The sequence below is a fragment of the Kitasatospora sp. NPDC093550 genome (assembly GCF_044764985.1).
Taxonomy (GTDB): domain Bacteria; phylum Actinomycetota; class Actinomycetes; order Streptomycetales; family Streptomycetaceae; genus Kitasatospora.
The window spans coordinates 1-18,781 of the sequence record NZ_JBIWJF010000011.1 but is presented as its reverse complement, the minus strand read 5'-3'; the positions used below and the strand labels follow the sequence as shown (position 1 = coordinate 18,781).

Annotated in this window: 16 protein-coding genes; 6 read left to right on the top strand and 10 right to left on the bottom strand. The window is 73.1% G+C overall.

The window, feature by feature from the left end; genetic code table 11:
- Positions 1 to 28 precede the first annotated feature (28 nt).
- The 6 genes from ACIRD3_RS19125 to ACIRD3_RS19100 form a co-directional block, all read right to left on the bottom strand.
- On the bottom strand, positions 29 to 1,087 hold the full coding sequence (locus tag ACIRD3_RS19125; protein ID WP_402217763.1) for a GNAT family N-acetyltransferase: 1,059 nt from the start codon (positions 1,085 to 1,087) through the stop codon (positions 29 to 31).
- A 72-nt stretch (positions 1,088 to 1,159) separates the two neighbouring features.
- Positions 1,160 to 2,536, bottom strand: a complete 1,377-nt coding sequence (locus ACIRD3_RS19120) for an MFS transporter (protein ID WP_402217761.1) — start codon at positions 2,534 to 2,536, stop codon at positions 1,160 to 1,162.
- 10 nt (positions 2,537 to 2,546) lie between these two features.
- Positions 2,547 to 3,728 carry a GNAT family N-acetyltransferase gene (locus tag ACIRD3_RS19115; protein WP_402217759.1) on the bottom strand — a complete coding sequence of 394 codons (1,182 nt, stop codon included), beginning with the start codon at positions 3,726 to 3,728 and terminating at the stop codon, positions 2,547 to 2,549.
- Positions 3,725 to 4,660 (bottom strand): nucleotidyltransferase domain-containing protein, encoded by a 936-nt coding sequence (locus tag ACIRD3_RS19110; protein WP_402217757.1) that lies wholly within the window; start codon positions 4,658 to 4,660, stop codon positions 3,725 to 3,727. Before ACIRD3_RS19110 ends, ACIRD3_RS19115 begins: the two co-directional genes overlap by 4 nt.
- A gap of 39 nt (positions 4,661 to 4,699) precedes the next feature.
- Positions 4,700 to 5,650, bottom strand: a complete 951-nt coding sequence (locus ACIRD3_RS19105; protein WP_402217756.1) for a nucleoside-diphosphate kinase — start codon at positions 5,648 to 5,650, stop codon at positions 4,700 to 4,702.
- Between the two features lie 112 nt (positions 5,651 to 5,762).
- Positions 5,763 to 6,404, bottom strand: coding sequence for a YqcI/YcgG family protein (locus ACIRD3_RS19100; protein WP_402217754.1), 642 nt, complete (start codon positions 6,402 to 6,404; stop codon positions 5,763 to 5,765).
- 614 nt (positions 6,405 to 7,018) lie between these two features.
- On the opposite strand from ACIRD3_RS19100, the gene ACIRD3_RS19095 reads away from it, so the two are divergent.
- Together ACIRD3_RS19095 and ACIRD3_RS19090 are read left to right on the top strand one after the other, a co-directional pair.
- On the top strand, positions 7,019 to 8,239 hold the full coding sequence (locus ACIRD3_RS19095) for an ATP-grasp domain-containing protein (RefSeq protein WP_402217752.1): 1,221 nt from the start codon (positions 7,019 to 7,021) through the stop codon (positions 8,237 to 8,239).
- 77 nt (positions 8,240 to 8,316) lie between these two features.
- Positions 8,317 to 9,342, top strand: a complete 1,026-nt coding sequence (locus tag ACIRD3_RS19090) for an SAM-dependent methyltransferase (RefSeq protein ID WP_402217749.1) — start codon at positions 8,317 to 8,319, stop codon at positions 9,340 to 9,342.
- Here the strand turns inward: ACIRD3_RS19090 and ACIRD3_RS19085 are convergent.
- Positions 9,309 to 9,812 carry a GNAT family N-acetyltransferase gene (locus tag ACIRD3_RS19085; RefSeq protein ID WP_402217746.1) on the bottom strand — a complete coding sequence of 168 codons (504 nt, stop codon included), beginning with the start codon at positions 9,810 to 9,812 and terminating at the stop codon, positions 9,309 to 9,311. The genes ACIRD3_RS19090 and ACIRD3_RS19085 overlap by 34 nt on opposite strands.
- An 87-nt stretch (positions 9,813 to 9,899) precedes the next feature.
- On the opposite strand from ACIRD3_RS19085, the gene ACIRD3_RS19080 reads away from it, so the two are divergent.
- The 4 genes from ACIRD3_RS19080 to ACIRD3_RS19065 all read left to right on the top strand — a co-directional run bounded on the left by ACIRD3_RS19080 (position 9,900) and on the right by ACIRD3_RS19065 (position 13,544).
- Positions 9,900 to 10,658, top strand: coding sequence for a metallophosphoesterase family protein (locus ACIRD3_RS19080; protein WP_402217744.1), 759 nt, complete (start codon positions 9,900 to 9,902; stop codon positions 10,656 to 10,658).
- Positions 10,659 to 10,872: 214 nt separating this feature from the next.
- Positions 10,873 to 11,223, top strand: a complete 351-nt coding sequence (locus ACIRD3_RS19075; protein WP_402217741.1) for a hypothetical protein — start codon at positions 10,873 to 10,875, stop codon at positions 11,221 to 11,223.
- Positions 11,224 to 11,427: 204 nt separating this feature from the next.
- Entirely contained in the window at positions 11,428 to 12,018 is a 591-nt protein-coding gene (locus ACIRD3_RS19070) for a carbonic anhydrase (RefSeq protein WP_402217740.1), read from the top strand.
- Positions 12,019 to 12,080: 62 nt separating this feature from the next.
- Positions 12,081 to 13,544: a SulP family inorganic anion transporter gene (locus ACIRD3_RS19065; RefSeq protein ID WP_402217737.1), complete on the top strand. Its 1,464-nt coding sequence runs from the start codon at positions 12,081 to 12,083 to the stop codon at positions 13,542 to 13,544.
- A gap of 73 nt (positions 13,545 to 13,617) precedes the next feature.
- On the opposite strand, the gene ACIRD3_RS19060 is transcribed toward ACIRD3_RS19065, so the two are convergent.
- The 3 genes from ACIRD3_RS19060 to ACIRD3_RS19050 all read right to left on the bottom strand — a co-directional run bounded on the left by ACIRD3_RS19060 (position 13,618) and on the right by ACIRD3_RS19050 (position 17,527).
- Positions 13,618 to 15,651, bottom strand: coding sequence for a fructose-specific PTS transporter subunit EIIC (locus ACIRD3_RS19060; RefSeq protein ID WP_402217734.1), 2,034 nt, complete (start codon positions 15,649 to 15,651; stop codon positions 13,618 to 13,620).
- A 158-nt stretch (positions 15,652 to 15,809) separates the two neighbouring features.
- Complete coding sequence (pfkB, locus tag ACIRD3_RS19055) at positions 15,810 to 16,769, bottom strand: 1-phosphofructokinase (protein ID WP_402217731.1); 960 nt, start codon at positions 16,767 to 16,769, stop codon at positions 15,810 to 15,812.
- Complete coding sequence (locus tag ACIRD3_RS19050; protein WP_402218271.1) at positions 16,766 to 17,527, bottom strand: DeoR/GlpR family DNA-binding transcription regulator; 762 nt, start codon at positions 17,525 to 17,527, stop codon at positions 16,766 to 16,768. The genes pfkB and ACIRD3_RS19050 overlap by 4 nt, the downstream gene beginning before the upstream one ends.
- Positions 17,528 to 18,781: the final 1,254 nt, after the last annotated feature.

The window sequence follows — 18,781 nt, the reverse complement described above, 5'->3', positions numbered from 1 at the left end:
AGGGCTCCCGGACGCCACACCGAGCCGGTCAGTGGAGCGGGATCACGTGCCCCGTCAGCGCGACGGCGTCGCAGCCCTGCAACCGCTTGGTGTCCCCGTGGCCGACGCCGTAGTCGATCCAGTCGTAGCGTTCGCGCGCGGCGCGCCGCATCGGCTCGTGGTAGGTCACCGCCAGATGCGCGTACGGCGTGTTGCGGCCCGCCTCCGTGGTGCCGACGTACACGTTCTGCAGGGTCCTCCGGTCGGAGACGAAGAGGGCGTAGGCGATCAGCCGGCCGCCGTGGTGCGCGGTGCAGAGCAGCAGGTCCTCACCGAAGGTGTCGATCAGGGTGCGCAGCCGGCGCCGCTCGGAGGATTCGTCCGCGGGCTGCCCGTACCAGCGCAGCAGTTCGCACCTGGCCCCGACGACCTCGTCGAACAGTTCGTCGGGGTCTGCCGTCCCGACGGTGCAGCCGTGTTCCGCGAGCCGGCGCAGCTGCCGCCGCACCTCGGCGCGCTGCCCCTTCGACCGGCCGGCGGCGAGGCCCTCCTCGTCGTCCCAGGTCACCCGCATCATCGAGCGCGTCGTCAGCTCGAAGCTCTCGCCGCCCAGGGCGCCGACGGCGGGTGCCAGGGCCCGCGCGGCGGGCGGTGTGGTGTACAGCACCGACACGGTGGCCAGGCCCGCGCCGCTCGCCCAGGCGCAGGCGTCGGCGAGGCACTGCTTCAGGCTCTCGGGCCGGTCCGCGGCGGGCCCCACCGGATCGCCGAGGTAGCCGGGCGCCACCAGGAGCAGGGACGGCAGGATCTCCTCGGGCCTGTCGCCGAGCTGCGGCAGGACGCGCCGGCGCGCACACTCCGACTCGGGGAAGACGGGGTCCTCGCGGCGCAGGATCGCCCACGGGTTGTACGCCTCGTACGCGTCGCCGTCGCTGATCACGGCACCGGTGAAGGCGAGCGCGCCGTCCGGGCCGTGGTGCAGGACCGTGACCGGCTCGCCGGGGAGTCGGCTGATCATCGCCCGCAGCCAGCGGCCGCCCTGGACCGCGGCGCCCGGCCCCAGGTGGTCCCAGCCGGCGCCGTCGAACGGGCCGGACAACGGGGTCACTTCTGTCCTGTACATCAGCTGCACATGACCTTCCTGTCTTCGTGGGTCGGGTCGGGCCCCCGGCAACCGCGCCTAGAGCTGTGCGACGGCGTCCTTGTCGCCGTCGGCGGGGTCGGGAGCCGCGCCCGTGTCCGGCTCCGGGCTCCGGGCGGTGAGTCGGCGGACGTCCCCGGACAGCAGAGCGGCGAGGCTCGCCAGCGCGGCCGCGAGACCCGCCCAGACGGCCGCGCCCCGGGCGTCGAAGGTGGTCACCAGCGGTCCCATCAGCAGGGCGCCCAGGGGCATCAGGCCGTTGAAGCCGAGGAACGCCAGGCCGCCCACGCGGCTGAGCAGGGACTCCGGCACCCGTTCCTGCAACAGGCTGGGGAAGATCGAGTTGAAGAAGTGCAGGCCGATCCCGTAGGTGAAGGCCATGGCGAGCGCGCCCACGCCGTTGCCGATGAGGCCGGTCGCCGCGAGGGACAGGGCCATGAGGGCGAGCATGGCGAACAGGGCGGGCCCCATCCTGCGGACCGTCAGCCTGACCAGCACCGCCGCCCCGGCCAGCGCGCCGATGCCCTGGAGCGCGTAGAACGTGCCCAGCGCCCTGCCCTCGGACGTCCCCTCCGGTGCCATGATCAGCGGCACCGAGACGTCGAGGACGCCCGCGTACACGGCGTTGGTGCAGGCGCCGACGACCAGGGAGACCAGCAGCCAGCGCAGGCCGGCCACGTACCGGCCCGCCACGGCGACGTCCGCACCGACCTGCCGCAGCCGGTCGATGCCGGACACCGGTTCCGCGGGAGCGCCGTCCTCGGCCGCGGCGTCCGCTTCCACGGCGCCGGGGCCGTTCTCCTCGCCGGCGTTCCGGCGCGTGCGGATGAGCAGCAGCAGGATCGCCGAGAGCAGGAAGGTTGCGGCGTCGAACGCGAAGGTCGCGGAGGCGCCCGCGAGGCTCACCATGAACCCGCCGACGAGCGGGCCGCCGATGAGTCCGATCTGCTGGCCCACGGAGAGCGCCGAGTTGGCGGCGACCAGCTTCTCCTTGGGCGTGATCTCCAGCATGTACGCGAAGGACACGGGCTGGAAGAAACCGTCCGCCACCCCGATCAGCACCGCGAGGACGACGAGCAGCGCCACGCTGGACGTCCAGTAGGTCACCCCCGCGATGAGCAGGAGGACCACGAACCGGGTGAGGTCGGCCCCGATCATGACGGCCCGCCGGGACCGGGTGCGGTCTCCGACGGCGCCGCCCACCAGGTAGAACACCAGGGAGGGCACCAGCAGCACGGCCGTTGCCGCGGCCAGCGTGGACGCCGAGCCGCTGACGCTGATGATGTGCGTGGCGAAGGCGGTCCGGAAGGCGTAGTCCCCGACCAGGGACAGGGCGCGCGCCGTCCAGTAGTACCGGAAGCCCCGCTCCCGCAGGATGCCGCGCCCCGCGGGGGCGTCGGCGGCGTCGGTGGCCATCACTCTCTCGTCACTCTCCCGTTGTCCTGTGCGTTTCCGTGCCGGGACGAGCGAGCCCCCCGGCGAGGGCCTGCGCCGCACGGCGCGCCGGCTCCAGGCCGCCGTCGCTCAGCGGGAGCACGAAGCCGCTCACCTCGTCCAGGCGGCAGCCCCGTTCGAGCTTGGCGTTCTCCGCGCCGTAGCTGTAGGACAGCTCCTTGCGGCCGGTGTGGTAGGCGTCCTCGACCGGCCGGTAGTAACACACCTCGAAGAAGGTGTCCTTGGACCGGCTGTCGGTGTAGTCGGCGCCGTTCGTCCAGGAGTGCCGTACGTCGCCGGCGTCCAGGAACAGGCAGAACGCGATGATCCGCTCGTCGGCCAGCGCGGCCACCACCTCGCACCGGTCGCCGAAGTGCCGGCGCAGCGCCCCGAGTTGGTCCCGCTCGCCGGTGGCGTCGGGACGCCGTCCGTACTTGGCGCGGTGCTGGAGCCGCAGTTCGACGAGCCGCTCGACCCCGGCGTCGTCCAGCTCGCTCAGCGGGAACCGGGCGATGGACACGCCCCGTTCGGCCATGCGGCGGCGGACGCGGTCCATGCCGTGGACCGCGCTGCGGCCCAGGGTGGCCCGGTAGTCGGCGAACGAGGTGCCGGGCGGGCGCAGGTTGCAGCGCAGGGCCAGCGGGAACTCCACGAACCCCGCCCGGCGCAACGCCTCGGCGAGCGCCCGCTCCTCCGGCTGCACGTACAGGAAGGCCACCGACTCCAGGCCCTCGTCCCGGGCCCGGCCGACGACGTCCGCGACGGCGTGGTCCAGCGCGGCGGGGTGGTGACGGCCCGGACCGGTCGGGAAGCACTCCAGGCCCGGGTACATCAGCACCAGCGAGGGGAACCAGGCCTCGCGGGACGGTCCCCCGGCACGGGCCTCGGCCTGCGCCGCCGTCGCCCCGGGCGTCAGCGTCCGCAGGCTGCACGGCTCGAACAGCAGCTGCCAGGGGTTCTTGCTCTCGGAGACCCCGCTGTCGCCGACGACCGTGCCGAAGAAGCCGGTGGCGAGGGGTGTGCCGGGCGCGCTGACGAAGCGGCGGTGGCCGCCCTCGATCCGGCCGGCGAACAGCTCCAGCCACCCCTCGGAGGCGAACAGCGGCGGGTCGGGGTCGAGCAGCCGCCACGCCTCGTCCGCCGCCCGGTCGGCGGCGGGGCCCGGGCCCGTCACGCGCCCTGCCCCGGGCCGGGCCGTCCCGTCTCCGCGCGGCCGTGTCCCGGCGCCGTCCACGCGCGTCCGGTCCACGCCCAGGTCGGGACGAACGGGTCGAGCATGGGGAGGACGCGGGAGGGGCAGCGCGGATCGGTGAACGACCGGTACAGGTCCTCGGCCAGGTCCAGGACCAGGCCGAGCGCTTCCTCGTGCGGCAGCCGGTCCGCGAACAGCAGCGTCTCGATCCGTCCGAACAGCCGCGGAGCCTGCGGGAGTTCGGCGATGCGGGCCGCCCGGGTGAGCAGGTGCTTGCCGTCGTGGGTGAGCGGGCCGAACCCGTTCACCGCCGACATCAGCAGGGACTCCGCGGCGCCCCGGCACATCAGCTCACGGGTCGGGCTGGTCAGGACGGTGGTGTCCTCCAGCAGGCTGAGCGTGCCGACGAAGGCGAGGGCGGTGGCCGCCGAGCGGGCCGCGTCGAGGTCGAGGCCCGCGCGGAGCCGCTCCAGCTCCCCGGCGCCGCTCAGCGGGATGCCCTTGTGCACGCGCTGCACGAGCCGTATCTCCAGCCCTTGCAGGTTCGGCAGGTCGACCGCGCCGCCGTCCCCGTCGGCGCTCTCCAGCACCCGGGCGAGGTCGTGCAGGCGCTCGGCGGAGACGTACTCGACGTTGACCGGGAGGTCGCCCGCCTGCCCGTCGAAGCTGTCCCCGAGGATCGAGGGGTGGTTGGTGGTGCCGGGCGCGCGGCGCGGGCGGTTCCGCTTGGTCAGGACCAGCAGGTCGAGGTCGGAGGTGGGGTTCCACTCCCCGGTCGCGTAGGAGCCGGCGAGCAGGACGGGTTCGTCGTCGTCGGCCTCCACCAGGGCCGCCATCGCGGGCAGCGGTGCCCGCCGGCGGTCGAGTTCGGCCCGTACCGGGGCGGGCAGCCGGTCAAGCACGGAGACATCCACGAAAGGCTTCCTCTCACAACGGGTCGTATCGGGTGACCGTCAGCGGACGGGCTGCCGGCTCGCGCGCAGCGGCTGGAAGTGCAGCGAGGACTCCAGCACCACCCGCTCCCAGCCGTCGAGGACCACACCGGTGCCGCGCAGCGCCTGCTCGGCCACCGACATGCGCATCACGTCGGCCGCCGAGGGCTCGAACTCGCAGGCGAGGAAGGCCAGCAGGGGTTCCGGGGCGTGGCCGGCGAGCAGCGCCGCCAGTTCGGCCCCCGCGCCCACGTCGCCCAGCCGGGCGGTCTCCGGGAACCGCTCCCGCAGGCCGTCACGGACCTCGCCGGGCAGGCCCTCCCACAGGGAGGCCACCACACGGGTGCGGACGGTGGCGAGCACCTGGTCGAAGTCCCGGCGCTCGGGCGTGTGCGGGGTGACCACCTGGCACAGGTAGTCGATCTCGGCCGCCGCGGCCTCGGGATCGGCGGCGGCGTCCGCCGCGGTCAGACCGAAGATGGCGGCCTCGCGCTCGGACTCCATCGGCCCGTCGGAGCTGTGCATCAGCCCGACGATGCTGTTGACCGCGCCGAAGTCCCGGCGCAGGGTGCCGTGTTCGGCCTGCTCGGGGTGCTGGTAGCCCTTGCGCAGGGCCAGGAGGTCGTGGGCGCCGCCGCCCGACCCGGCCCCGGTGGCGCCCTCGTACCGGCAGATCAGGGCCATGGCCGGGCCCAGCGTGAGGACCGCGTCCACCAGCCGGTACCGCCAGGTCTGCCACTGGCCGGCGATGAGGTCCGCGTACAGGTCGTCGATCAGCTCGGGGTCGGCGTGCAGGGCGCGGGCGGCGACGGGCGGGAACCCCTCCTTGCGCAGCCGCGCGACCATGTCCGTGTGGACGCCCCGGTGGATCGCGTCGGAGCTGAAGAGCACGAAGACGTGGCGGGACCAGAAGTCGGGGTCGGCCACGGCGGGCGCGGGGTCGGACACGGAGGAGGACACGGAATCGGACACGGAGGAGTCACCTTTCGACCGGTCGGACCGGAGGGGTCGGAGAGGGGCACGCGGACGGGTCGCGCCTCGCGTGCGAGTCAGGCGGCAGGGCGGCCGCGCGCGGGACGGTGCGTCAGCCGGTGAAGGGGCACTTCTCGGGGCTGCCCACCGACTGGTCGTCCGGCAGCGCGTACTGGCGCCACTTGTGGACGGAGGAGTACGCGGGGTCGCCGAGATAGGGATGGGGCGGCACGGTGTCGTAGCGCTCCAGGTCCGCCCGGATGCGCCGCTTGGCGGCCTGCCCGGCGACCGAGGAGCCGCTGAGGCCTTCGAAGACGCGCCGGGTCTGGAAGACCAGCGTCAGGCAGGGTCCCAGGTTGCGGCTGTCGCGGTGGTGGTAGCCGGGGCTGGTCATGAAGGTGAACCACGGCTCCCCCGCGAAGCACCACTGCCAGGCGGGGTCCGCGGTGTCCGTGGTGAAGCCCTCCGGCCAGGGCGTGGTGTCGATGGCGCTCAGGTCCTCCAGCAGCCTCCAGAACGCCGTCTGGTGGTCCGCCAGGCTCGCCTGCGGCTCGGGCGGTCCCGCGAACACGATCAGCGTCTGCCGCTTGGGGCCGCGCCGCGCCTGCTCGCGGAATTCCAGCAGGGCGTCACCCAGAGCGTGCGCACCGTGCTGTTCCGGAAGGGAGGGGTCGAATACCGCGAACCAGTTGTTTCCGCGCTGTTGACCCTGGACCCCGAAGTAGCAGGGATATGCGCGATCCCGGTCGAGCATTTTTTCCACAAAGGCTTCATAAACGCCGGGAACCCAGCCGGGAAGCTCCGCCGGCGCATCTGTCCGAGGTTGCTCGAGGGCAGACCAGAGACGTCCCATGTGAACCACTTTCCCCCTTCTCCGTCATGCCCGGAAGAAGACCCGGTCAAGGCCCCCGTACACCGCGGCGAGAAGCCGCGAGTTTTCCTTGTGTCCAGCAGAGATTCACCGATCGAACCATTCGAACAAGCGGTCGTCAAGGCTGATTGATCATGGTCCGACAACTGACTCAAAATGTTCGCTTCGCCGACGAAGAACCGCGCAGATCGCCGCTGCAGAAGCGGACAAACAGCAGCAATGCCACCGGAACCCGCCGACGAATTTCCGCCTTCGACCGTCAGGGCTGGACGCTGGCCGAGCCCCCTGCCTAGGGTGGCTCCGGGATTCGACGTCATGCCTCCCCACCTCTCCGTCCGCCTCTTCGGCCGACGGTCCGGACCCACGGTCCGCGCCGACCGTCCGGCCGACGGCCCGGTCGGCGGAAGTGAACTCCGCGAGGCATCCGAAATCCCCCGCGCAGGACATGCCTGGCACATCCGGCCGCATGCGCACTCGAACCGGGGGCAGTGACAAACATGAGTGATCAACCACGCAAGATTCCCGTCCTTCTGCTCGACCGGATCGGCTATTCCTTCTACCGGGACGGGGACGGGCGGGCATTCCTGCCGGAGGACCGCTATTCGGTACGTCTGGTCACCCCCCTCGACCGGGTCGGCGAAGCCACCGGAAAAGAACTGGAATCCGTCATCGCGGTCGACGTCTACGACGACCGCGCGCTCACCGACGCGGTCCGTCACCAGGCCGCCTTCACGGGGCGCGGAGCGGAACGTCTGGTGGCCATCACCGAGCGGCTGCTGCTGCGCGCCGCCGAACTGCGCGAGGAACTCGGCCTGCCGGGGCAGACCGCGCGGGAGGCGGTGCTCTTCCGCGACAAGGTCCGGATGAAGGAGCACCTGAGCGCGTTCGGCATCCGCGTCCCGGAGTTCGCGCCGTTCGACGAGACCACCGCCCTGGACCTGCTGTCCCGGACCGGCGCCGTGGTCGTCAAGCCCCGGCTGGGCAGCGGCGCGCGGGACATCTTCGTCCTGCGGTCGCCGGCCGAGGTCACCTCCCTCACCGCGGAACAGGGCCACCGCCTGGCCGAGTTCGAGGTCGAGGAGTTCATCGACGGCGAGCTCTTCCACGTCGACAGCGTCGTTCAGGACTCCGAGGTGCTCGCCGCCGTCGCCGCCCGGTACATCGACGAGCCCACCTCCTACACCCGGCTGCACCCCTGCCGGGACGTCGCCCTGGGCCCCGGCCCCCTGCTCGACGCGCTGCTGGAGTTCAACCGGCGCGTCCTCGCGGCCCACCCGGGCTTCACCGGCGTCACCCACCACGAGATGTTCGTGCGCGACGGAGAGATCGTCTTCTGCGAGATCGGCGCCCGGGCGGGCGGCGGCGGGGTCATCGCCGGCTTCCTCTCCCGGACCGGCGTCAACCTGGACGAGGCCGTCATCCAGGCCCAGGTGGAGGGGACCGTGCCGGTACCCGCCGCCCCCGCCGACCATCTCACCGGATTCACCGTCATCTACGCGGACGCCGGTGTGCTCCAGCGGCCCCTGACGCCCCCGGACGAGCCCTGGGTCCTGGAGTGCCAGGTGCTCGCCCGTCCCGGCGACCGCCTGGCCCGGCCCGAGAACTGCAACGACGCCGTGGCGATCGTCTCCGTCCGCGGTGACACCGAGGAGGAGGTCATCCGGCGCCTCGACCAGGTGGGCCGGCACATGGCCCCCGAGGTGGCGACCGGCGGCTGACCGCGTCGCGCGCCCAAGCCGGAAACACGCGCACAAGCCAGAAACAACGGACTGCTCAGAACAGAACGGGGAACGTCATGTCTTCACCGAGCGAAACCGCGCCGGCGCCGGCCGACTGGGTCCGCGGACCGGTCGCCGACCTCTACTCGTCCTACGTCGCGGCCGCGGCCCTGTCCGCCGCCCAGCAGCTCGGCATCCTCGACCGGCTCGCCGAGGACGGCCAGGCGCCCTTCGGCAACGGTGGCGACGAGAGCCTCTCCGACACGGTGGTCCGCTCCGTGCACCGCGCCCTGCACTGGGCCCGGGTCGTCGAGGTCAAGGACGAGGAGGTGGTGATCCCGGGCGCGCTCTTCGCCGAGGCGTACGCCGCCCGCGGCTACTTCTACTGGCTGGTCAAGGGCTGCGGCGAACTCTTCAGCATCGCCCCGGACGTGACCCTCGCGGAGCGCAGGACCGGCGACTTCTACCACCGCGACATGCGCGCCGTGGCCGTCGGCTCGCGGCTGATCGGGGACGAGGAGGTCGAGCCGCTGTTCGACCGCCTCCTGGCCGACCCGCCCGTCGGCAAGGTCGCCGACCTCGGCTGCGGCTCCGGCCAGCGGCTCATCCGGATCCTCGGCAACCACCCCGGCGCACGCGGCGTCGGCGTCGACCTCTCCGCCGCGGCGGTGCAGCTGGCCGGCGAGTCCGTCGAGTCCGCCGGCCTCGGCGACCGCATCACCCTGCTCCAGGGCGACGTCCTCGACCTCGAACCGCGACCCGAGTTCGCCGACGTGGACACCGTCACGTGCGTCTTCATGGGGCACGACTTCTGGCCGTACGACAGCTGCGTGCGGACGCTGCGCAGGCTGCGGACCGCGTTCCCGGCCGCCCGCCGGCTGTTCATCTGCGACGTCGTCCGGACCAGCGAACTCCCGGGCCCGGACACCACCGTCTTCACCCTCGGCTTCGAGGCCGTCCACGCGCTGATGGGCGACTACCTCCCCACCCTCGAGCAGTGGCAGGAGGCGTTCCAGGAGTCCGGCTGGGAGTGCCGGACCGTCCGGCCGACCACCACTCCGCCCAACGGCTACCTGTTCGAGCTGACGCCCGTGGCCGGCTGAGCCTCGGCGGCGGAGTCGGCGGGGAGACCGGTGTGCTCCAGGTGATGACGGAACACACCGGTCTCCCGCCGTACGAAACCGGCCTTTTCGTACAGGCGGTGCGCGGCCACGCGGCTCGGCCGGGACGTCAGATCGACCTGCCGGGCCCCGTGGGACCGCGCCAGCTCCAGCCCCCGCCGGACCAGCGCCTGCCCGATGCCCGCCCCGCGCGCCGACTCGTCCACCACCACGTCCTCGAACCGGGCGGTGGTCCCGGTCGGCAGGGCGAGCACCACCAGGGTGAGCAGCCCGACCACGCGCCCGCCGGATCGGGCCGCGAGGACCAGGTTCGCCGGGTGGGTGACCACGCCCCGGACGAACTCCGCCGTCAATTCGGGCGGCTGCTTGCCCAGTTGGGGCAACAACCGGCGGAACGCCTCGACCACGGCCTCGTCGGCGTCCGCGAGGACGTCGATTTCGGGCTCGGACATACCCCTCCTTGACCGCAGCGGTCCGGACCTGACTTGATCTCCGCCATGCTACCCGCGACACCGGTGCGCCACTGGATACTTGGGATCATGCTGAAGCGCGTAGCAGTCCTCTCCGACATCCACGGTGTGCTCCCGGCCGTCGAGGCGGTCCTCGCCGAACCCGAGGTCAAGGACGCGGACCTCATCGTCCTCACCGGTGACATCGCGTGCGGCCCCCAACCCGCAGCGGTACTGGACCTGCTGACCGGTCTCGGCGACCGGGCGGTCTGGATCCGGGGCAACGCCGACCGGGAACTGGTCGAGTACCGGCGCGGACTTCGGGACTCCATCCCCGACCCGATCGGCCCCTCGGCCGCACGCGGCCTGCGCGAGGACCAGGTCGACCTCCTCGAAGGGCTGCCGACCTCCGTCACCCTCCCGGTCGCGGGGCTCGGCACGGTGTTGTTCTGCCACGCCAGCCCGCGCGACGACGAGGAGGTGCTCCTGGTCGAAAGCCCCGCCGAACGGTGGGCCCAGGCCTTCGCCGACGTCGACCCCGAGGTCACCACGGTCGTCTGCGGCCACACCCACATGCCCTTCACCCGCCTCGCGGCCGGCCGCCTCGTGGTCAACCCCGGCAGCATCGGCATGCCCTTCGGCAGGCCGGGCGCCCACTGGGCCCTGCTCGGCCCGGACGTCCAGCTACGCCGCACCCTCCTGGACGTCCCCGCCGCCACCGCCCGCATCGCCGGCGACTCCGCCTTCGAGCAGGCCGCCGAGTGGGCCGACTACTGCCTCAACGCCCGCTGCACGGAGCACGAGGCCCTGGAGATGTTCAGCCGCGTGCCCGAGCCTCCGAGCCCGTGACCGCCGCCCGCACCCGCACCCGCACCCGTCAAAGGTCGCATCGCAAACAATTCACCGTTCTCCCGCATTCGGAACGACCTGCAGAAGATCGTCAACGGTTCCACCAAGACAGTTAACATATTGTTTACGGAGTTTCGGAACTCCCCGACATGACAGCTCGTCAGGATTCATGAGAGTCCCAAGGAGACGTCAAAGCGGGGAAAGGAACCGGCAAATGACCGTGGTCACGAGGATGGTCGGCGTCGTCGCCGTGACCCTCGTGGCCGTGCTGGGCCTGCTGGCGCTGTCCCAGTCGGTGGCCGCGTTCACCCGGGAGGGCAACGGCCGGTCGGTGGTCGCGGAGGCGAAGCTGGCCGAGGAGGCGATGCCTCCCAAGCTCGCGCCCGGCCTCTGCTCTCCGCGCGGCCGGGCCGTCGAAGTCCCGCGCCGACGGCCCGAGTTGCTCCCGGCCCTGCTCGATGACGCTCCGGCCGTCAGCCACCCGTCCCCGGCCGGTGACCCCGAGGCACCGCACGGGGCGCTCAGACGGTCCAGAGCGGCGGCCCTCCAGGTGTTCCGCTGCTGATCGGCGCCGACCGCGCCCGCTTGCTCGTCGACGGCAGCGACACCCCTGCGGTGACACCCCCACGCCCCGCGATGCACGACGGCTCACGGCAGTGATTCCCCTGCCACCGCCGCCGCGCTCCGCGCTGCCCTCTTCCGCATCGAGCGGACGCGGCTTCGAAGTCTCCCTTCACCAGACGACTTCCGAAAGGCCCCGAGGCACGACATGCAGCAATTCATCGACCACGCCCGTACCTTCCACCACCGCGCCGCGCGGAATTCCGACGACTTCGGGCGACTGGCCGACGGCCAGTCCCCGCAGGCGCTGTTCATCACCTGCTCGGACTCCCGCGTCATCCCCGCCGCCGTCACCGGCGCGCGGCCCGGGGACCTCTTCGAGATGCGGACCGCCGGCAACATCGTCCCGCCGTACCGGCCGGACGTCCCGTCCGCCGAAGCCGCGACCATCGAGTACGCCGTCGAGGTCCTGGAGATCGCCGACATCGTGGTGTGCGGCCACTCGCACTGCGGGGCCGTCGGCGCCGTCGTCCGCGGCGACGACCTCACCGGCGTGCCCGCGGTGCGCGACTGGCTCGCCGACGGCACCGCGCTGACGCCGGACGGGAAGCCGGACCACGACCTGGCCGGGCCGGTCCAACGCCACGTCCTGGACCAGTTGGAGAAGCTGCGCACCCACCCGAGCGTCGCGCGCCGGGTCGACGAGGGCCTGCTCGGCCTGCACGGCTGGTTCTACGAGGTGCACACCGGCGCGGTCCTCACCCACCGCCCCGGCGCCGACGCCTTCCTGCCGCTGTGACGCCGCGGCCCACCGCGACCCCGCGGCCGACCACTCCCGAAGCTCCCCGGATGAGGGCTCCCATGCGCTTTCCCGCACTCAAGTACGACCTGACCGCCTCGCTCGTCGTCTTCCTCGTCGCACTCCCGCTGTGCGTCGGCGTCGCCGTCGCCTCGGGCGTACCCGCCGAACTCGGCCTGATCACCGGCATCGTCGGCGGCCTGGTGACCGGCGCCCTGCCCGGCAGCAGCCTCCAGGTCAGTGGCCCGGCCGCCGGGTTGACCGTCCTGGTCGCCGAGACCGTGCAGCGGTTCGGGCTGCCCGCGCTCGGTGTCGTGGTCGTCGCCACCGGCCTGCTCCAACTGCTGCTCGGCGCGCTGCGCTGGGGCCGGTGGTTCCGCGCGATCTCCGTCGCCGTGGTCGAGGGCATGCTGGCCGGGATCGGCCTGGTCATCATCGCCGGCCAGCTCTACGCGATGGCCGGCCGGCCGGCGCCCGCGAGCGGAATCGACAAGCTCCTCGGCCTGCCCGGCCTCGCCGCCCGGCTGGTCTCCTCGCCCGGCGCCGGCTACTCCTTCGCGATCGGCGCCGGCACCATCGCCGTGATCGTGCTGTGGCAGCGGCTCCCGGCCAGGGTGCGGGTCGTCCCGGGCGCGCTGGTGGCCGTCCTGCTCGCCACCGCCGCGGCCTGGCTCCTCCACCGTCCGGTGAAGAAGGTCGAGGTCCAGGGCCTGCTGGACGCCATCCAGCCCCCGGGCGCGGAGGTGCTCGGCCAGTTCACGCCCGCGCTGCTCGTCACGATCGTGGCCTTCACCCTCGTCGCCTCGGCCGAGAGCCTCTTCAGCGCGGCGGCCGTCGACCGCCTCCACGACGGGCCGCGCACCGACTACGACAAGGAGCTGATGGCCCAGGGGGCGGGCAACACCCTCTGCGGCGTCCTCGGCGCCCTGCCGATGACCGCGGTCATCGTCCGCAGCGCCGCCAACGTCCAGGCCGGTGCCAGGACCAAGGCGTCCCGCGTGCTGCACGGCGCGTGGCTGCTGCTGTTCGCCGCGCTGCTCCCGGCCGCCCTCGGCGTCATCCCCGTCGCGGCGCTCGCCGGGGTGCTCGTGCACGCCGGGTTCAAGCTCCTGCCGTTCAAGCAGCTCGGCCCGCTGTGGCGCGAGCACCGCTCCGAAGCGCTCGTCCTGGTGGCCACGGCCGTCGCCATCGTCACGGTCAACATGTTCGAGGGCGTACTGATCGGCCTGGCCCTGTCGGTCGTCAAGACCGCCTGGGAGACGTCCCGCCTGCACGTGGAGACGGAGGAGGCCCCCACCGGCACCATCCGGGTCCGGCTGACGGGCAACGCCACCTTCCTCCGCCTGCCCAAGCTGCTCGACGCCATGGAGGCCCTGCCGACCGACCGCGTCCTGGAGCTGGACCTCTCGGAACTGCGCCACCTCGACCACGCCTGCCAGACCGCACTGACCACCTGGGTCGAGCGCCACAACACGGCCGCCCCCGAGGACGTACGGCTGATACCGGCCCTGGCCGGCCGGACCTGATCCTCCCCGCCGGACACGACCGGGGCGCCCGCTCGTTCGAGCGGGCGCCCCGGACCGGTTCGGGCGGCAGGGGTCAGACGGCGGCCGGCCGCTTCGCGACGGCGAGGGCGTCGGCGGGCGCGTCGGCGGGCGCGTCGACGGCCGCTACGGCGGCGGGCTTCCGCAGCCCCTTGAGCAGCACCACGACTGCCGTGGTGACCACCGTGCCCGCCGCGACCGCGACCAGGTACAGGAACGGGCTGCCGATCAGCGGGAGCACCCAGATCCCTCCGTGCGGGGCACGCAGGGTGGAGCCGAAGGCCATCGTCAGGCCGCCGGCGGTCATGCTCCCGACGATGCCCGCCGGGATGACCCGCAGCGGGTCGGCCGCCGCGAACGGGATCGCGCCCTCGGTGATGAACGACGCCCCGAGCACCCAGGCGGCCTTGCCGTTCTCCCGCTCCTCGGCGGTGAACAGGCTGCGCCGCACGACGGTCGCCAGGGCCATGCCCAGCGGCGGGGTCATGCCGGCGGCCATCACCGCGGCCATCACCTTGAGGCTCCCCGCGTCCGGGGTCGTCCCCGCGGTGGTGAGCGCACCGGCCGCGAAGGTGTAGGCGACCTTGTTGAGCGGACCGCCCATGTCGAAGGCCATCATCGCGCCGAGCAGGGCGCCGAGCAGGATCGCGTTGGAGCCGGAGAGACCGTTCAGCCAGTCGGTCAGGCCGTTCATGGCCGAGGCGATCGGCGAGCCGACCACCACGAACATCAGGAAGCCGACCGCCGCCACCGACAGCAGCGGGATCACCACGACCGGCATGATGCCCTTGATCGCCCGGGGCACGTTCCAGCGGATCATCCACAGCACCAGGAAGCCCGCGGCCAGGCCCGACACGATGCCGCCGAGGAAGCCGGCGCCGACCGCCACCGAGACGGCGCCACCGGCGATGCCCGCGGCGAGTGCCGCCCGGTCCGCGATCGCCCACGCGATGTACCCGGAGAGGATCGGGACGAGGAAGCCGAACGCGGTCTTGCCGGTCTGGAACAGCATCGCCGCCCAGCTGTGCGAGGAGGTCCAGTCGAAGTGGCCCAGCACGGACGGTGCGGAGGCGATCTGGTAGCCGCCTATCGCGAAGGCGAGCGCGATCAGCAGACCGCCGGCCGCGACGAACGGGATCATGTGGCTGACCCCGGTCATCAGGTACGTGCGCAGCCGCTGGGCCCAGTGCTCGCCGGCCGCTGCCGGCCGGCTGCCCGCGGGGGCGACCGGGGCGGCGGCGGGACGGGCGCCGCCGGCCGCGGCGACCAGCTCCGCGGCCTGCGCGATCAGCTCGTCGGCGCGGTTGACGCCGGCCTTGACGCCCACGTCCACGGTCGGCTTGCCGGCGAAGCGGGCCCGGTCCCGGATCTCGACGTCATGGGCGAAGATCACCGCGTCCGCCGCCGCGATCACCTCGGGGGCGAGCGGCGTCGTCCCGGCCGAGCCCTGGGTCTCGACCTGGATGCGCGCGCCCGCCCGCTCGGCCGCCAGCTCCAGGGCCTTGGCGGCCATGTAGGTGTGGGCGATGCCGGTCGGGCAGGACGTCACCGCGACCAGGCGCAGCCCGGCGTCGGGGGCGCTCGGCTCCGGAGCGGCCTCCGACCCCACGGCCGTCGCCGGAGCCGCCTCCGGCACCTCCTCCCCGTTGATCAGCGCCGCGACCGCGCGCGGGCTCTCGGACTCGCGCAGGGCGCCGGTGAAGGCGGGGTCCATGAGCCGGCGGGCCAGCTCGGCGAGGATCTGCAGGTGGGTGTCGTCCGCACCGGCCGGTGCCGCGATCATGAAGACCAGGTCGGCGGGCCGTCCGTCCGGGGCGTCGAAGTCCACGCCCCCGGCGCTGCGGCCGAAGGCCAGGCTCGGCCGCGTGACGTGGGCCGATCTGCAGTGCGGGATGCCGATCCCGTCGCCCATCCCGGTCGGGGCCTGGGCCTCGCGGGCGGCGATGTCGGCGAGGAAGCCGTCGAGGTCGGTGACCCGGCCCCCGGCGACCAGCCGCTGGGCGAGGGCGCGGAGGGCTTCGCTCTTCTCCTCGGGGGCGAGGTAGAGGTCTACGAGTGCGGGTGTGATCAGTCCGCTGGTGTCGCTCATCGTGTCGGTCCTTCGGCTGGTGCCTGACAGTGTCCCTTGCCCCCGGGTACGCGCGCCCTTCCCGTCCCACACGGTCGGGCGTGGTGCCTCCGGCGACGGACGCCGGAGGCCGTTCTCAACCGCAGAGCGGCCGTTCTCAACCGCGCAGCGGCCGTTTCTCAACCGAGCAGCGGGCGTTCGAGCGGGAGGTCCGCCGTCACGACCACCGCGGCCGGGTCCAGATCGGCCGGGGTCGGCATCACGCTCCCCGGCAGTTGTACGGCGGCGGCGCCGTGCGCCAGGGCCGCCGCGAGCGCCCCGGGGCCGGTGCCGCCGGCGCCCAGGAAGCCGGCGAGCGAGGCGTCGCCCGCGCCCACGTCGCTGCGGACGGCGGCCACCGGCGCGTTGCCGTACCAGCTGCCCTCCTCGGCGATCAGCAGCATCCCGTCCGCACCGAGGCTGGCCAGGACCTGCTGGGCGCCGCGTTCGCGCAGTTCCGCGGCGGCGGCCACGGCGTCCCCGACGGTGTGGACCGGGCGGCCCACCGCCTCCGCGAGCTCCTCCCGGTTGGGCTTGACCACGTCGGGGCGGGCCGGGAGCGCGGCCAGCAGCGCGGGGCCGGAGGTGTCCAGGGCGATCCGGGCGCCGCCCGAGTGCACCTGGGCGACCACCTCGGCGTACCACTCGGGTGCCAGTCCGCGCGGCAGGCTGCCGCAGCAGGCGAGCCAGTCCACGTCGTTCCCGGTGTCCCGTCCGGTCTTCTGCGCGTCGCGGACGAGCGCCAGCAGTGCCGCCGACTCGGCGGCGGTGAGCTCGGGGCCGACCGCGTTGATCTTCGTCAGGCTCCCGCCGGCCTCGGCGATCGAGACGTTGATCCGGGTGTCGCCCGCGATCGCGATCGCCGCGACCTCGATGCCCTGACGGCGCAGCAGGTCGGCGAGCAGCTGCCCGGAGAGGCCGCCCAAGGGGAGGAGCGCGCTGGTGCGGTGGCCGGCGGCGGTCAGCGCGCGGGAGACGTTGACGCCCTTGCCGCCCGGGTCGAGCCGGTCGTGCGAGGCCCGGTTGACCTCGCCCGGCAGGAGGGCCGCCAGTTCGTAGGTGCGGTCGAGGCTGGGGTTGGGGGTGATGGTGACGATCATGCGCGGATGACTTCCGGTCCGTGGTTCTCGATCTCGGCGGTCTGCTGGTCGGTCAGGCCGGTGTCCGTGACCAGCACGTCCACCTGGGCCAGCGAGCCGAAGCGGGCGAAGTGGCGGGCGCCGTACTTGGAGGAGTCGGCCACCAGGACCACCCGCCGGGCACCGGCGAGCATGGCCCGCTTGACGGCCGCCTCGGCGAGGTCCGGCGTGGACAGGCCGCCTTCGACGGAGAAGCCGTTGGTGGCGATCACCGCGACGTCCGCGTGGACGTCGGCCAGGTCCCGCAGCGCCCAGGCGTCCACGGCGGCCTGGGTGCGGTGGCGCAGCCGGCCTCCGACCAGGTGGAGGGCGAGCCCGCGGTGGTCGGCCAGCCGGGCGGCGACCGGGAGGGCGTTGGTGACGACGGTGAGCGCGCTGTCGGCGGGCAGCAGTCCGGCGAGGCGGGAGACGGTCGTCCCGGCGTCCAGGATGACGCTGCCCTGCTCGGGCAGCAGGGCCAGGGCCGCCTTGGCGATGCGTTCCTTCTCGGCCGCGGCCGTGGAGTCCCGTTCGGCCAGGCCGGGTTCCAGGTGCAGCGCGCCGGCGGGCAGCGCGCCGCCGTGCACCCGGTGCAGCAGACCGGCCCGGTCGAGGGCGCTCAGGTCACGCCGGATGGTCTCCTGCGTGACGCCGAACTCCTCGGCCAGCGTCGGCACGTCCACCCTGCCCTGTTCCTGGGCGAGGCGGAGGATCTCTTGCTGCCGCTCGGGTGCGTACATGTGGGATTGGGTCCGTTTCATGTCTGTTCACGCTTGGTTCAGGCCGACCATACGCCTTCCGGCCGGAAAAGCAAGAGGTCGGACGGGCTTCGGCGGCCATCTGTGAACTTGCCCGAATGTGTTGACACCGCTCGCGGTTCGGGCGTAGAACCAATCGAAACACCACGGAAACGGACGTGAAACCCACGGCCGGCCCGGCCTCGGCCACCGCCCCCGTACCGCCGGGGCCGGGTTCCACCGCGGCGGCCCGCGCCGCCCCCCCCCCGGGGGGGCGGCCGCCCCCACCCCGCCACCACCCACCCCGACCAGCCAACCGCCAGACACGAGCAGCCGGCACGGCCCCGCCAGGCCACGCACCACGCACCACACCCCGGCCACCACCCCGACCAGCCAACTGCCAGGCACCAGCATCCGGTTAACACCCTGGCAAGCCAACTGCCAGGCAGCAGCAGCCGGTCACGGCCCCGCACCGGCCAACTGCCGGGCACGAGCCGCCGATTACCACCCAGACAGGCCAGGCACCGCACACCACACCCCGCCACCACCCACCCCGACCAGCCAACTGCCAGGCGCAAGCAGCCGGCACGGCCCCGCCAGGCCACGCACCACGCACCACACCCCGGCCACCACCCCGACCAGCCAACTGCCAGGCACGAGCGGCCGGTCACGGCCTCGCACCGGCCAACTGCCGAGCACGAGCCGCCGATTACCACCCAGACAGGACAGGCACCGCGCACCACACCCCGGCCACCACCCCGACAGGCCAACCGCCAGGCACGAGCGGCCGGTCACGGCCCCGCACCGGCCACGCACCACGCACCACACCCCGGCCACCACCCCGACAGGCCAACCGCCAGACACCAGCAGCCGGTTACGGCCCCGCCAGGCCAAGCACCACGCACCACACCCCGGCCACCACCGCGACGAGCCAACTGCCAGTCCAGAGCCGCCGGCTACCACCCCGACACGCCAACTGCCAGACACGAGCAGCCGGTCACGGCCCCGCCAGGCCACACACCACGCACCACACCCCGGCCACCACCCCGACAGGCCAACCGCCAGACACCAAAAGCCGGTTACGGCCCCGCCAGGCCAAGCACCACGCACCACACCCCGGCCACCACCGCGACCAGCCAACTGCCAGTCCAGAGCCGCCGGTTACCACCCCGACACGCCAACTGCCAGACACGAGCAGCCGGTCACGGCCCCGCCAGGCCACGCACCACGCACCACACCCCGGCCACCACCCCGACA

Excerpts from the sequence above, each read along its gene's own strand:
- ACIRD3_RS19120 (WP_402217761.1), bottom strand. The coding sequence starts at position 2,536 with ATGGCCACCGACGCCGCCGACGCCCCCGCGGGGCGCGGCATCCTGCGG.
- ACIRD3_RS19100 (WP_402217754.1), bottom strand. The coding sequence starts at position 6,404 with ATGCTCGACCGGGATCGCGCATATCCCTGCTACTTCGGGGTCCAGGGT.
- ACIRD3_RS19095 (WP_402217752.1), top strand. The coding sequence starts at position 7,019 with ATGAGTGATCAACCACGCAAGATTCCCGTCCTTCTGCTCGACCGGATC.
- ACIRD3_RS19090 (WP_402217749.1), top strand. The coding sequence starts at position 8,317 with ATGTCTTCACCGAGCGAAACCGCGCCGGCGCCGGCCGACTGGGTCCGC.
- ACIRD3_RS19085 (WP_402217746.1), bottom strand. The coding sequence starts at position 9,812 with ATGTCCGAGCCCGAAATCGACGTCCTCGCGGACGCCGACGAGGCCGTG.
- ACIRD3_RS19080 (WP_402217744.1), top strand. The coding sequence starts at position 9,900 with ATGCTGAAGCGCGTAGCAGTCCTCTCCGACATCCACGGTGTGCTCCCG.
- ACIRD3_RS19075 (WP_402217741.1), top strand. The coding sequence starts at position 10,873 with ATGACCGTGGTCACGAGGATGGTCGGCGTCGTCGCCGTGACCCTCGTG.
- ACIRD3_RS19070 (WP_402217740.1), top strand. The coding sequence starts at position 11,428 with ATGCAGCAATTCATCGACCACGCCCGTACCTTCCACCACCGCGCCGCG.
- ACIRD3_RS19065 (WP_402217737.1), top strand. The coding sequence starts at position 12,081 with ATGCGCTTTCCCGCACTCAAGTACGACCTGACCGCCTCGCTCGTCGTC.
- ACIRD3_RS19060 (WP_402217734.1), bottom strand. The coding sequence starts at position 15,651 with ATGAGCGACACCAGCGGACTGATCACACCCGCACTCGTAGACCTCTAC.
- pfkB (WP_402217731.1), bottom strand. The coding sequence starts at position 16,769 with ATGATCGTCACCATCACCCCCAACCCCAGCCTCGACCGCACCTACGAA.
- ACIRD3_RS19050 (WP_402218271.1), bottom strand. The coding sequence starts at position 17,527 with ATGTACGCACCCGAGCGGCAGCAAGAGATCCTCCGCCTCGCCCAGGAA.